Origin of the sequence: Cognatishimia sp. (assembly GCF_964229375.1) — a bacterium.
GTDB lineage: Bacteria > Pseudomonadota > Alphaproteobacteria > Rhodobacterales > Rhodobacteraceae > Cognatishimia.
The window spans coordinates 1-13,333 of record NZ_CAXREH010000192.1 but is presented as its reverse complement, the minus strand read 5'-3'; the positions used below and the strand labels follow the sequence as shown (position 1 = coordinate 13,333).

Annotated in this window: 12 protein-coding genes; 5 read left to right on the top strand and 7 right to left on the bottom strand. The window is 57.9% G+C overall.

The window, feature by feature from the left end; genetic code table 11:
* Nucleotides 1-2: 2 nt before the first annotated feature.
* The 7 genes from ACEQWH_RS14250 to ACEQWH_RS14220 form a co-directional block, all read right to left on the bottom strand.
* The gene (locus tag ACEQWH_RS14250; protein WP_370231923.1) at nt 3-1,172 is read right to left on the bottom strand and encodes an acetyl-CoA C-acyltransferase; all 1,170 of its coding nucleotides are present in this window, start codon (nt 1,170-1,172) and stop codon (nt 3-5) included.
* Nucleotides 1,169-3,247: a 3-hydroxyacyl-CoA dehydrogenase NAD-binding domain-containing protein gene (locus ACEQWH_RS14245; protein ID WP_370231922.1), complete on the bottom strand. Its 2,079-nt coding sequence runs from the start codon at nt 3,245-3,247 to the stop codon at nt 1,169-1,171. The genes ACEQWH_RS14250 and ACEQWH_RS14245 overlap by 4 nt, the downstream gene beginning before the upstream one ends.
* A gap of 6 nt (nt 3,248-3,253) precedes the next feature.
* Nucleotides 3,254-4,012: an IclR family transcriptional regulator gene (locus ACEQWH_RS14240; protein ID WP_370231920.1), complete on the bottom strand. Its 759-nt coding sequence runs from the start codon at nt 4,010-4,012 to the stop codon at nt 3,254-3,256.
* Nucleotide 4,013: 1 nt separating this feature from the next.
* Nucleotides 4,014-5,348, bottom strand: a complete 1,335-nt coding sequence (locus ACEQWH_RS14235) for a TRAP transporter large permease (RefSeq protein ID WP_370231918.1) — start codon at nt 5,346-5,348, stop codon at nt 4,014-4,016.
* Nucleotides 5,349-5,351: 3 nt separating this feature from the next.
* The gene (locus ACEQWH_RS14230) at nt 5,352-5,822 is read right to left on the bottom strand and encodes a TRAP transporter small permease (RefSeq protein ID WP_370231916.1); all 471 of its coding nucleotides are present in this window, start codon (nt 5,820-5,822) and stop codon (nt 5,352-5,354) included.
* 2 nt (nt 5,823-5,824) lie between these two features.
* Complete coding sequence (locus ACEQWH_RS14225) at nt 5,825-6,871, bottom strand: C4-dicarboxylate TRAP transporter substrate-binding protein (protein WP_370231914.1); 1,047 nt, start codon at nt 6,869-6,871, stop codon at nt 5,825-5,827.
* Nucleotides 6,872-7,115: 244 nt separating this feature from the next.
* Nucleotides 7,116-7,844 (bottom strand): type 1 glutamine amidotransferase, encoded by a 729-nt coding sequence (locus ACEQWH_RS14220; protein ID WP_370231912.1) that lies wholly within the window; start codon nt 7,842-7,844, stop codon nt 7,116-7,118.
* A gap of 222 nt (nt 7,845-8,066) precedes the next feature.
* Between ACEQWH_RS14220 and ACEQWH_RS14215 the strand changes: the two genes are divergently transcribed.
* The 5 genes from ACEQWH_RS14215 to ACEQWH_RS14195 all read left to right on the top strand — a co-directional run.
* Nucleotides 8,067-8,975 (top strand): N-formylglutamate amidohydrolase, encoded by a 909-nt coding sequence (locus tag ACEQWH_RS14215; RefSeq protein ID WP_370231911.1) that lies wholly within the window; start codon nt 8,067-8,069, stop codon nt 8,973-8,975.
* The gene (locus ACEQWH_RS14210) at nt 8,972-10,561 is read left to right on the top strand and encodes an ABC transporter substrate-binding protein (protein WP_370231909.1); all 1,590 of its coding nucleotides are present in this window, start codon (nt 8,972-8,974) and stop codon (nt 10,559-10,561) included. The genes ACEQWH_RS14215 and ACEQWH_RS14210 overlap by 4 nt, the downstream gene beginning before the upstream one ends.
* 67 nt (nt 10,562-10,628) lie before the next feature.
* Complete coding sequence (locus ACEQWH_RS14205) at nt 10,629-11,594, top strand: ABC transporter permease (protein WP_370231907.1); 966 nt, start codon at nt 10,629-10,631, stop codon at nt 11,592-11,594.
* Between the two features lie 11 nt (nt 11,595-11,605).
* Nucleotides 11,606-12,520, top strand: a complete 915-nt coding sequence (locus tag ACEQWH_RS14200; protein WP_370231905.1) for an ABC transporter permease — start codon at nt 11,606-11,608, stop codon at nt 12,518-12,520.
* Nucleotides 12,521-12,524: 4 nt separating this feature from the next.
* On the top strand, nt 12,525-13,333 hold an 809-nt coding region (locus tag ACEQWH_RS14195; RefSeq protein ID WP_370231903.1), incomplete at its 3' end, for an ABC transporter ATP-binding protein.

The following is a 13,333-nucleotide window of genomic DNA, read 5'->3' as shown; positions in this document are numbered from 1 at the left end:
CCTCAATAAATTTCAAAGAGGCCCGCAGCCCCCATGCCGCCGGCGACGCACATGGTGACAACGCCCCACTTGGAACCGCGCCGCTGGCCTTCGCGCAGCAAATGGCCGGTCATTCGCGCGCCTGTCATGCCAAACGGGTGGCCAATCGAAATCGAGCCGCCATTGACGTTGACCTTTTCAGGATCAAGGTTGAGCCGCTCCATGCAGTACACCGCCTGACTTGCGAAGGCTTCGTTCAGCTCCCACAGATCAATGTCGTCAACAGACAGACCATGACGCTCCAGCAAGCGCGGCACGGCAAACACCGGCCCGATGCCCATCTCTTCTGGGCCGCACCCCGCAACAGCAAACCCTTTGAAGGCCCCCATCGGGGACAGACCGCGGCGTTCGGCTTCGTCTTCGGCGATCATCACGAGACCCGCAGCCCCATCGGACAGCTGGCTGGCATTGCCCGCGGTGACAAAGCGCCCCTCGGTCACAGGTTGCAGCCCAGCAAGACCGTCCAGTGTGGTGCCCGGGCGATTGCACTCGTCCCGGTCCACCGTCACCTCACGAGTCGAGATTTCGCCGGTTTCGCGATCTTTCACCGCCATGGTGGTCTGCATTGGGATGATTTCTTCGGCAAAAATCCCTGCCTGTTGCGCCGCCGCCGTGCGCTGCTGAGACACCAGCGAAAAGGCGTCCTGCGCCTCGCGCGTGATGCCATAACGCTCGGCCACCAGATCCGCCGTTTCGATCATCGAGTGATACAGTTCTGGCATGTCGGCCAGCAAACCCGGCTCGGGCGCGCGGCGCACCTTGGGGACAACCATCGAGATGCTTTCAACGCCGCCCGCAACCTGTACACCGGCACCCTGCGCGATGGCCCCAGCCGCCGCCGCGACCGCTTGCAAGCCGCTTGCGCAAAACCGGCTGACCACATGGCCCGAGCTGGTTTTAGGCAAGCCAGCCTTGAACCCCGCCTGTCGCGCCACATTGCTGCCGGTCTCGCCGTCGGGATAGCCGACTCCGATGACGACGTCCTCGATTTCGTCCGACGTTAACCCCGAACGGGCAACCACTTCGCGGATCACATGGCCTGTCATGGTAACCCCATGGGTCTGGTTGAACGACCCGCGATGGGACTTGGCCAGTCCGGTCCGGCCTGCGGACAGAATAACCGCCTGTTTCATGATGCTTCCTTGTTCAAGCTGTCAAAGTCGCGGCCCTCGGCCACCAGTTGCTGCAAAAGTGGGGCTGGCTGCCAGAAATACGCATCTTGCGCCGCAAGCTCGGTGATAGTGTTCAGGATCCCCGGCAGCCCCTGCATATCCGCCCATTTCAATGGGCCACCGTGATACCGCGGAAAGCCGTAGCCAAAGAGCAGTGTCACATCGACATCAAGCGGCCTGCGCGCAATTCCCTCGCCGACGACTTTCGCCGCTTCGTTGACCATCGCGGCCATGTAACGTGCAACGATCTCTTCGTCAGTAAAACTGTGCGGACGCAGCCCCAACGCCGCGCGCTCTGCTTCGATCAGAGGCAGGACATCGGGGTTTTCGGTTTTGGTGCGACCCTCGTAGATGTAGTAACCACGCCCGGTTTTCTGACCGAAATGCCCGTCTTCACAAAGCTTGTCGGCAAATGTCGGCACCCGTTCGCGTGGGTCACGTGTCGGGGCAAGGCGTTTGCGATTGGCCCAGCCAATGTCCAGACCCGCAAGATCCGAGACAGCGAATGGCCCCATCGCCAGCCCGAACGCCTCTAGCGCCCGATCGATTTGAAACGGGCTCGCCCCATCCAGAATCATATGATCCGCTGCTGTGCGATAGGTGCTGAGAATGCGGTTGCCGATAAACCCGTCACAAACCCCGGCCCGCACCGCCACCTTGCCCAGCCGTTTGGACAGCGCAAAGCCTGTGGCGACCACATCAGGCGCGGTCTGCGTGCCGACAACCACTTCGAGCAGGCGCATCACATGCGCCGGTGAAAAGAAATGCAAGCCGATGAAATCGGCCGGGCGAGACATACCAGCGGCCATCTCGTTGATATCAAGATACGAGGTGTTTGACGCCAGAATGGCATCGGGCTTTGCCACAGCATCAATCGCGGCAAAGACCTGTTTTTTGACATCCATGTCCTCAAAGACGGCTTCGATGATGATATCTGCATCCGCCAGATCGGCATATTCGGTCGTGCAGCTCAGCGCGGTTTCAGTCATCTGGGCAAAGGCCTCGGCACTGATCTTACCGCGCTTAAGCGCGCCCTGCAGATTGCCCGCGATCCGCCCTTTTGCGGCCTCGGCAGAGGCCTCTGACATCTCGATCATCCGCACCTGCAGACCCGCAAGCAAAGCAGCGGTGGCGATCCCCGCCCCCATGGTACCGCCGCCAATCACCCCCAGAACATCAAGCTCGCGCGGAGCGACCCCCGCCAGCTCTGGCAGCTTTGACACCTGACGTTCGGCAAAAAATGCGTGGATCAGGCCTTCCCGCTGCATGGTTTTCATCAAGGATTGAAACAGCCTGCGCTCTTCGCCGAGACCTTCGGTAAAGCCCATCTGGGAGACTGCGCGCACGGCGTCAAAGGCGGTCACGGGTGACAGCTGTCCTCGGGCGCGTTTTTCGACCTTGGCCCGGGCCGCATCAAAATCAATCGGATCTGGCGCTGGCAAGGCCCCGACGGGACACGGCGTGGCGCCCTGATCCACCAACTCTTGCGCATAGGCCAGACCAATCTCAAGCGGCGTACCATCGGTAACACGATCTATGATCCCCAACGTCTTGGCCTCATCGGCTTTGATTGGCTTGCCAGAGGTGATCATCTCGATCGCTTTTTCAAACCCGGTCAGGCGCGGCAAACGCTGCGTTCCGCCCGCGCCGGGAAGAATGCCTAAAGTGACCTCGGGCAGACCAAGCCGGGTTCCCGGCACTGCGATGCGGAAGTGGCTGGACAAAGCCACCTCGAGCCCGCCCCCCAACACAGTACCATGCAGCGCCGCCACTACGGGGATGCTTGCAGCCTCAATAGCGGTGCAGACGTCAGGCAGGATCGGATCTTTGAGCGGCTTGCCAAACTCGCGAATGTCGGCACCTGCAAACCATGTGCGCCCCGCACCATAAATCAGCAGCGCTTTAGCGCCTTCCTGTGTCGCCCGCTCAAGACCGGCAACAAGACCAGCGCGCACGTCGATACCAAGCGCATTCACCGGTGGGTTATCCGCCTGAAGAATAGCGATATCGCCGCGTTTTTCGTAATGGATCGTCATCTTCACTTACCTTGCCTGACCGAGGGACAGGGCTGTCCCGGTCGCTTCTTCGAGATCGGCAACAGCGTCGCGCAAGGCGGGGCCAACCTCTTCCAAAATTTTGCGTTCATCCAGCTCTGCGGCAACGGCCCCCGCCGCGAAGACGACCGGCGCGCCAAAGCTGCTGGAGAAATAAGGACGGGCCACAGCGTTGATTTTAGAGGTGTAGCGCTCTGCAGACAGGATATGGGTGAAGCCAAGCGTCGACAGATCCTGCAAAGCTTTCTCGCGTTGGGAGCGCAACAGATCGTCGGGGTCCAGCGCGTCAAACTTCTCTTGGCTTAAGGCCGCAAGAAAGGCCGCCCCAGTTGATGATCCGGCCAAAGGCACACGATTTCCCGTCTCAAGCCAAAGCGAAGCAGCGCCTTCTGGTCGCCAGGTCTTGACCAGCGACATCGCGCGGCCATCTACGACTGCCATCAGGGTCAGAGTGCCGGTCTGATTGGCCAGGTCGCGCATGGGCGCGTCGGCCAGATCCAGAAAGGACGTGCCGGAATATGCCACCGATGCCAGCGCCAGCGTCGCCGGCCCCAGTCGGAACACGCCTCGCGTTTGGGTCAGATAGCCGATCTCGCACAGGGTATAGGACAGCCGAGTGACCGTCGCCGGAGCCAGGCCAGACCGTTCAACCAGCTCGGAATGGGTCAACCCGTCATCACTGACCCGAAAAACGCGCAGCAGCGACATGCCCCGCGCCAGTGTATTCGCGAATTTCCGATCCGTCATGTCATCCCCCCGTCAAAACCAAGGATATGGTGGGGAAGGAAATGATCAAAATCAACACGATCATATCAACGGATAGGAACCTGAAGATACCGGCAAAGATCCGGTGCAAGGCCACCTTGTCACCAACCACATTGGCGATGACAAACACATTCAGACCAACGGGCGGTGTGATCAAGCCAATCTCGAGCAGTTTGATCACCACAACGCCAAACCAAATCAGGTTCAGCCCATAGCTTTCAACCAGTGGCACCATCAAGGGCAGGGTCAGAACCATAATCCCGATCGGATCAAGAAACATGCCCAACACCAGATAGATGCAAGCAATGGCAACCAGCAGCCAAAAGACACTCAGCTCTGCCTCTGTCACCAGCGTCAAGATGTCATTGGACACACCAGTCAACGCAACAAAGGCTACAAAGATCTTGGCGCAGGCGGCAATGATAAAGATCGAGGCGGTCTGAACACAGGTCTCTTTCAGACTGTCGACCATTTGCTTCAATGTCAGTTTGCGCTGCGCAAAGCCAACGGCCGTGGCAATCGCCAGCGATACCGCTGCGGCTTCGGTGGCCGAGAAGACGCCGCCATAAATCCCACCGACAATCACCACAAAGAGCAAGATCGCAGGCCAGGCATCCCGTGCCGCGCGGCGGCGATCTTCAGCGCTGTAGGAGGTTCCCGTTGCAGGCGCGATCTCGGGGCGCAAGCTCACCCAGACATAGATCACCAGCAGGAAGCCGCACAGGCTCAGCAACCCCGGAAGGACGCCTGCAAGAAACAGTTTGGAAATCGAGGTTTCAGTAAAGATCCCATAAATGATGAACAGCACCGACGGTGGGATCAGCGACCCCAACGTACCACCTGCCGCCACTGAAGAGGTCGCAAGCCTTTCGTCATAACCCATGCGCATCATCTCGGGCGTGCAAATCCGGCCCATGGTCGAGGCGCAGGCAATCGAGCTGCCGGTAATGGCAGAAAAACCGCCGCACCCAACAACCGACGCCATCGCGACGCCACCCCGCATCCGCACCAGCCAAACTTTGGCGGCGTGATAAATATTTGTCGTAAAGCCCGCGTGATAAGCCACGTGCCCCAACGCGATGAACAGTGGAATCATCGACAGGTTATAGCTGTGAACAAGGTCAAAACTGTTGGAATAGGCCATGGACAGCGTCGGGTTGATGGCCCGCTCTGGCGCGAAGCTGCCGGTCCGAAAGGCGAAATACAAAAAGCTGCCGATCACCGCTGCGCCACCTAAGCAGAACGCAATCGGCACCCGCAAGGCAAGCAGAATTAGGACGGCTGAGAATGCCGTTATCGCAAGTACAGTAGGATCCATTGATCAGTCTTTCATCACGCCCAGCAGGTCGTCTTTAAGAACCAGCAGTAACCGCAGAACTGCCGCGGCCATGCCAACAGCAAAGGCCAATCGCCCGGGCCATTTTGGCAACGACAGGTCCCCGAAATAAAAGCTTCCGCTTTCCCAGACCTTGAGGAATTCACGCGTTCCGGCCCAAGTGAGCACGCCAAGCGCAAACAGCCCCACGATCCAGCCCAACACCCGAAGCCAGCGCTGCCAGCCGCCCGGCATTAGGTTCGAGACAACCTCGACACTGACATGCTCGCGCAGCCGCGTGACCACCGCCAAAGGGAGTATGATGGCCAACACCATCAGCTCCTGCACGATGACCACGCTGTCCGGAAGGGACACCCCGAAAAGCCGCAAAACGACGTTCACACTGATAATCAGGCCCATTGCGAAGACCGCCAAAGCAGCCAGCGCAAGCAGCAGAGTTTCGAAGCGTCCCAACATGATTATTCGGCCCAGGGATAGCCGTTTTCGTCACGCTCAGCGGTGTATTTCGCAATCAACGCGCGATACTCCGTCAGCAGACCTTCGCCATCAAGCCCTTGCGAGCTGGCGCGCTGAACCCAGTCAGACAGATACCCTTCGCCCCTTTCCAGCAGCTTGGCGCGTTCTGTGTCCGCCATTTCGATGATCTCGATACCCTGCTCGCGCATCGCGTCGATCGCCTTGGCATTAGCAGTGGTCAGCAGACGCCCGAAATAGTCCACCATGTCAGACCCGGTTTCCAGAAGGATGGCTTGATGTTCATCGGACAGGCTGTCGAACATGTCTTTGTTCATCACGTTGCCGACGCCACCAACCTGGCCCCAGTTCAACAGGGTGTAGCTTGTCATGACTTCGCCTTGCTTAAGCGCAGACACAGCATAGGAATATCCCTGCGAGCAGTCGATCAGCCCGGTATCCAAACCTTGGTAGGCGTCATAAATAGACATCCGCACCATGTCGGCGCCCATATCACCAAAGACTTTGCCATAAGCCCCAACGCCGCGCACCTTCAGTCCGGCCACATCATCCGCCGTGCGGATCGCCGCATCCTTACAACCGATATTCACCTGACTGGTGGTATAGGTGCCCAGATAAACCAGATTCAGATCCGCCAGCGCAGACTGCATCTGTGAAGAGTTTGTCATCAGATCATGCGTGGCGCGCATGCCAACCCACGCATCTGGGTTGTCCAGCGGCAGATCCGCGATGCCGTAAGATACGAGTTCTTGTGGGTAATAAACACCAATAACAGTTCCCAGATCCGCAACACCATCTCCGATGGATTGCACCGCTGCATTGGCCTTAAAAAGCGCGCCGCCCCACTGGATCTCAACTTTCAAATCACCACCGGACCGTTCTGTAACCTGCTCGGCAAACCATTTGGTGGCCGCAGCACGCGCGCCGCGGTTCGGACCGGCTTCACCCAAAATAAGGACCGTTTCCGCCGCTGATGCATTTGGAGCAAAAGCCAACACGGCCGCAGCACCCCATTTAAAAAAGTTATTCACTTCGCCCTTCCATTTCGCATAGTGAAATCGAATTTCACTTTATGAGATTTTCAAACACTTCGCAACGAAAACGCCACCTCTCTGGCAAGAGCGGTAGAAACGGATCAGCTGGAGGTGCCCCTAAAAAGGGGTTCACCAACAGGGATTAGTTGTGTGGAAAATTGGAGCGTCAGCGATGGCTGGGTTTAAGACGGCAGATAGGAGCCGATCAGGCCGGCTCCCAATCCCGCAGTTCCGTTAGCTCTCAGCCAGCAGATGCGAAGCGGCGTGACAGCGCCGATTGCAGGAACTTGGCCATCCAAGCCACGCTTGCTTCCGTGTCATCGCGTCCGCTTAGGGACGCCAAGGCCTCAGAGGCGGTTGATTGACCAATGCGGTCTATGCGTTTTTCAATCAAATCCCGGTTCAGCGCGGCCGTGAAGTCGGGGTGTTGCTGGATCGCCAGAACCGAGGTGCCATAGGAAAAGCCGCTGATCGGACAAAAATCGCTGCTCAGGAATATCTCGGCACCCTCTGGGACCGACGTCACCTGATCCTGATGCATGGCATGCAACATCAAAGGCGTGTCGGATACTGTGGACCAATCGGTCTCTGCAACAACATTCACGGGCATCAGGCCGACACCATAGCCTTTGGGAGAACGCTCGACCGTGCCGCCGATGACTTTGGCGATGGCTTGGTGGCCATAGCAGATGCCGATCAGCGGGATTTCTTGCTTGATCAGCGTGGTGATGAACTCAAGGAAACGGTGCTGCCAGTCCAGATCCTCAAACACCGAATACTTCCCGCCAGTGATGAGATAAGCATCAAACGCCTCTGGGTCAGGCAGATCGTCCAAAACGGCGCTGATCGTTGTCCAGTCTGCTGTCGGCAAATGCGGTGCAAGAGCTGTGCGGAAGCGTTCAGGCGAGGGGCGATGCGCCGAAACGGCGCCCGGTTCTGAATGGCCGATGTGCAGGATACAGATTTTCATAACGCGGAGCCTTGTCAGTTTTCGCCCTTGTAAATCAGGCAAAACCGCGCCGGAATGTTATTAGTCTAAGTAATAGAGGCATAGGTTTCTGAGATAGAAACACCCCGAAACTCCATTACGTAAACTTATGGATCTCTTAGAATCTATCATAAGATTTTTGATGCAGTTTTCACATGCTAGCGTTTCCCAACCTGTGAAAATCAGATTCGAAACGAAAGACTCATGTCAAACACCCCTCAGTTCATAAGCCAAGGCAAACGCCACGATGTCGTCGAGATCCATCGCACCGACTCGCCGCTTGTGCTTTCCTTCCCCCACTCTGGCAGCATTTACCCAGATGACTTTGGCGCCGACTCTCGCCTGACACCAGAGCAGCTGGATTTCCCATCGGACAAATACGTCGATGAACTTTTCGCGGACTCAAAGGATTTGGGGTATTCTTCGATCAAGGCGAATTTCCCAAGATCCTATGTGGACGTTAACCGCCATCAGCACGACATCGACGAAAACATGCTGGAAGCTGGCAAATGGTATGGCCGCCTGCTGCCAGGTTCTGTTCAGGCGGGCGCGACCCTGTTTTGGTCCATCACCAACGGTCTGAACATCTATGACCGCAAACTGACCCACAAAGAAGCCAAGGCGCGGCTGGCGCGCTATTTCATTCCGTATCATCAGGCGATGACGCAGTTGGTAGAAGAGACCCGCGCCGCACATGGTCGGGCCTATATCATCGACTGTCACTCGATGACCCGCTTTGACACTGCTTTGCGCGGCGGCAAAGAGCGCCCGCAGATCGACATTGGCACCCGCAGCGGCGAAAGCTGCGCGTCGGATCTGTCTGACAAAATGGCCGAACTGTTTGAGGCGCGCGGCTATGAGGTCGGTATCAACAAACGGTTTGCCGGGGGCGAAGTCACCCTGCGCTATGGCTGGCCCGAGCTGGACCAGCACATCTTTCAAGTCGAGCTGCGGCGCGACCTTTACATGGACGAGGCCACCCGCGCCCGGAACGAAAATTTTCTAAGGGTCAAAGCAGATTGCGCCGCAATCCTGCGTGACTTCAAAGACTATGTTGCAGCCCGCGACACACACACTTCAGATACACAGATGCATGACAGGAGGAGTTCATGAAACGAACACTAACCACCCTGGCGGCGGTTGCGACCGTTGCTCTTAGTGGCGCAGCGCAGGCCGACGTACTGCGTATGGCCTATAGTTCCGCACCGCGGTCCGTCGATCCATATCCCTTTGGCGGCGCGACCACGGCTGGCTATAAAGAGCACATCTACGAAGCACTCGTGGCGCATGATGACTCGCCACTGCTGGCAACCGGCTGGACCTGGAACAGCCCGACAAGCCTAACAGTGCACCTGCGTGAAGGCGTAAAGTTCCACAATGGCGACGCGTTGACTGCGCGGGACGTGGTGTATTCTGCCTGCCGTATGATGTTCAAAATTGACGGCAAACGGAACCTGCTGACCAGCTCGATGGGGCCGCTGACGGACGTTGTTGCCGTAGATGATTACAACGTGCGTTTTGACATGGCGAACCCATATCCGCTGTGGATCCAAAAGATGAAGTTCCTGTCGGTCCTGCCAGCCTCCGGCGCGGATGTGCCTGACGGGCCGATCCAATACGACGCCGAGGGCGACTGTGGTATCACAGCCTATCCAACACGCGACGATTTTGAAAACGGCGACGCGGCGATTGGCACAGGGCCATACAAACACGTGGTCTATGAAAAAGAATTCGCCAAGATGACGCGCAACGACGACTATTGGGGCGCTCCGGCCAAATGGGATGGGGTCGAGATTTCCTCTGTCAGCAACTCTGGCGCACGGTTCGCGGGATTGCTGGCTGGCGACTATGACCTGATCGAGAACCCGACCGCCGAAGACATCTCGGCGCTGGATCGCAACGACGACTACACGTTCACCGGAAAACCGGCGTGGCGGACCATGTTCGTGGTTCTGGATGTCAATCCAGAGGGTGCGAACGGTGTTTCGGCCCCTGACGGCTCGGCTCCACTGGCAGATGTGCGCGTGCGTCAGGCGATGTCGCTGGCGATTAACCGCGAGGCCATTACATCCCGTCTGTTTGGCGGCAACGCGACGGTTGCGAACCAGTTTGCCCCTGCCTATCGCGCAGGCGCACCAGAGATGCCCGCTTTGGAATATAACCCAGAGAAAGCCAAAGAACTGCTTGCAGATGCCGGATATGGCGACGGGTTCACGCTGACCTTCAACGCGCCTTCTGATCGCTATCCCGGCGGCACCCGCGTGGCGCAGGCACTGGCACAGTACTGGGCCCGCATCGGCATCAATGTCGAGCTGAACACCCAGCCTTGGTCGGTCTTTGCAAAAGCCCGCCGTGCAGGTGACATGGGCGCGTTCTTTTATGGCTGGGGTCACCCTCAGGGCGCGGCACAGATGATCTCGTTTGCCTTTGCGTCTCGCAACAAAGACCTGGGTCTGGGCTCTTCGAACTACTCCAACTATTCCTCCGCGGCCTTTGATGCCGCGATGGAAGCTTGGGCCGTAGAGACCGATGAAGCCAAAGCGAATGAGTTTGTGGCCGATGCGATGGTTGCCGCGATGGCGGATCTGCCTGGTATTCCAGTCTATTACACCCACTCGCTCTGGGCCCACAAAGCGGATCTGACCGTTGATGGCCGCCAGGACGAGCGCACCAGCGCCTTCATGGTCTCTAAGAAGTAAACACACCCTCCCTCACCCGCGAGGGCGCATGTTCGCGCGGGTTTCTTTCACACATGGAGCATAGGAAATGCTGAGTTTCGTCCTCAGACGGCTAGGTCAAAGCAGCGTGCTGGTCTTGATTATGTCCGTTCTGGTTTTCTTTGGCATGTATGTGGTCTCGGACCCGGTCGCCGTTCTTGCGAGCGATGACTTTACCGAAGAAGATCGCATCGCACTGGCCCAAGAACTGGGCGTGGATCGCCCGCTGCTGGTTCAGTATTTCAGCTTCCTCTCCAATGTCGCCCGCGGCGATTTTGGAACGTCCTTTGTCTATAACAGACCGGTGATGGACCTGATCATCGAACGCCTGCCCGCAACGCTTGAAGTGGCCTTTCTGGCCATCGGTCTGGGGCTGATTATCGGTGTTCCGATGGGCATCTATTCCGGCCTTAACCGGAAAAAGCGCTCGACCAAGTCCATCAGTTTCATGACAACCGTGGGCTATTCGATCCCCAACTTCTGGCAGGCGCTTTTGTTGATCCTGGTCTTCGCGGTCTGGTTTAGGTGGCTGCCCGCCTCAGGTCGTGGAGACACAACGATGCTGTTCGGCATCCCTGTGTCCTTCCTCAATCTGGATGGCCTCAGCCATATGATCCTGCCGGCGGTCAATCTGGCGATCTATAAGATCTGTATGCAAACCCGACTGGCGCGCTCTGGCACCCAAGAGGTGATGTTTCAGGACTATATGACCTTTGCCCGCGCCAAAGGAATTTCACGCGCCCGTCTGGTGCGCCGCCACTTGGCCCGCAACATCCTGATCCCGATCGTGACGATCACGGGGCTGGAACTAGGCGGTTTGATCGCCTTTTCAACGGTGACCGAAACGGTCTTCAGCTGGCCCGGCATCGGCAAGTTGCTTCTGGACAGCATTCACAACGCAGACCGGCCCGTCGTCGTGGCCTATCTGATCCTGATCGTGTTGATGTTTGTGGTCATCAACTTCGTAGTCGACGTTCTCTATGCGCTGCTTGATCCGCGCATTCGGTACACATGATGGAGGCGGCATTGGACCAAGACCTGACCCCTAAAGCGGACAAGCCTGAACCAACCCGTTGGGAGCGCTTCCGCAAAGTTTTCAAGGGCCACCCGATGGCCGTTGTTGGCCTTATCGGTATCTCGATGTTTGTTTTGGTCGCAATCCTCGCGCCGTGGATTGCACCGCAGGATCCCTATGATCTGGCAAAACTGGATATTCTGGACGGGCTGCTGCCGCCGGGCTCGACGCTGTTTGATGGCACCTACAGTGTGCTGGGCACCGACGCGCTGGGGCGCGACATTCTCAGCGGCGTGATGTACGGGTTGCGGATCTCGTTGTTTGTGGCCTTCACCGCTGTGCTGGTCGGCTCTGCCATCGGGGTTCTGCTGGGCCTGCTGGCAGCCCTTCGGGGCGGCTGGGTCGAAACCATCATCATGCGCGCCGTCGATCTCAAGATCAGCTTTCCTGGCATTCTGCTGGCTCTGATGTTGCTGGCGATCTTTGGCACCGGCGTCGATAAAGTCATCTATGCGCTGATCATTGGGGCCTGGGCGTCTAAAGCGCGGCTGGTGCGTGCCGTGGCACTGTCTGAGATGAAAAAGGAATACATCGACGCCGCGCGCCTTGCCGGTCTGTCGGACTTCCGCATCATGACCCGCTTTTTGCTGCCGAACTCAATCTCGCCCGTGTTGGTGGTCCTTCCCATGTCGATTTCAGGCGCAATCGGGGCCGAAGCAACCCTATCGTTTCTGGGGGTCGGCGTGCCGATCACCGAACCGTCGCTGGGCCTTTTGATCGCCAATGGCAACGACTATCTGCTGTCGGGCAAATGGTGGATCAGCATCTTCCCAGGCCTGGTCCTGGTGGCGATGGTGCTGTGCATCAATGTCGTCTCAGATCGCCTGCGCGACCATGCCAACCCCTATTTGCGTGCAAAGGACTAAGTCGATGGAAAACCTTATCTCTATCAAAGACCTGACCATTGCCTATCCCATGTCAGACGGCGAGATCTTTCGCGCTCTGAAGGGGATCTCGATTGACATCCATCGCGGCCAGATCGTCGGCGTCGTAGGGGAAAGCGGCGCAGGCAAAAGCACCATTGGCAAGACAGCGCTTGGGCTTTTGGACGAAAACGCCATGATCGAAAGCGGCGGCGTGACACTCGAGGGCAAGTCCCTCAGTGATCTGCCCGAAGCTGGCTTTGGCCCGATCCGGGGCAAGCGCATCGGCTATATCTATCAAAACCCGATGACGGCCCTGAACCCCGTGCTGACCATTGGCGAGCAGCTGATGGAAACCATTCAGGCCCACACGGACAAAAGCGACGAGGCTGCCCGCGCCTATGCCATCGAACTGCTGGAACAGGCCGAAGTGCCCGAGGCCGAGGACCGGCTGTCGAAGTACCCGCATCAGCTGTCAGGTGGCCTGTGTCAACGGATCGTCTTTGCCATTGCGATCTGTGCCCGACCCGACCTGATTATCGCGGACGAACCCACCACGGCGCTGGATGTGACCGTACAAAAAGCCGTTCTGGACACGCTGAAAAAGCTGGCCAAACAAGACAACATCGCGATCATTCTCATCACGCACGACATGGGCGTCGTGGCCGAAATGTGCGACTACGTCTATGTTCTGCGCTATGGCGGCATGGTCGAACACGGCCCGACCAAGCAGATCCTGACCCAGCCCAGCAAAGACTATAGCCGAGAGTTGATGGCCGCGATCCCGCGGATCGACAAAAAGGTCGAACGTTTTGC

Bases quoted from the DNA above. Each gene is read 5' to 3' on its own strand.
- ACEQWH_RS14210 (WP_370231909.1), top strand. From the start codon at position 8,972: ATGAAACGAACACTAACCACCCTGGCGGCGGTTGCGACCGTTGCTCTT.
- ACEQWH_RS14230 (WP_370231916.1), bottom strand. From the start codon at position 5,822: ATGTTGGGACGCTTCGAAACTCTGCTGCTTGCGCTGGCTGCTTTGGCG.
- ACEQWH_RS14240 (WP_370231920.1), bottom strand. From the start codon at position 4,012: ATGACGGATCGGAAATTCGCGAATACACTGGCGCGGGGCATGTCGCTG.
- ACEQWH_RS14250 (WP_370231923.1), bottom strand. From the start codon at position 1,172: ATGAAACAGGCGGTTATTCTGTCCGCAGGCCGGACCGGACTGGCCAAG.
- ACEQWH_RS14215 (WP_370231911.1), top strand. From the start codon at position 8,067: ATGTCAAACACCCCTCAGTTCATAAGCCAAGGCAAACGCCACGATGTC.
- ACEQWH_RS14245 (WP_370231922.1), bottom strand. From the start codon at position 3,247: ATGACGATCCATTACGAAAAACGCGGCGATATCGCTATTCTTCAGGCG.
- ACEQWH_RS14205 (WP_370231907.1), top strand. From the start codon at position 10,629: ATGCTGAGTTTCGTCCTCAGACGGCTAGGTCAAAGCAGCGTGCTGGTC.
- ACEQWH_RS14220 (WP_370231912.1), bottom strand. From the start codon at position 7,844: ATGAAAATCTGTATCCTGCACATCGGCCATTCAGAACCGGGCGCCGTT.
- ACEQWH_RS14235 (WP_370231918.1), bottom strand. From the start codon at position 5,348: ATGGATCCTACTGTACTTGCGATAACGGCATTCTCAGCCGTCCTAATT.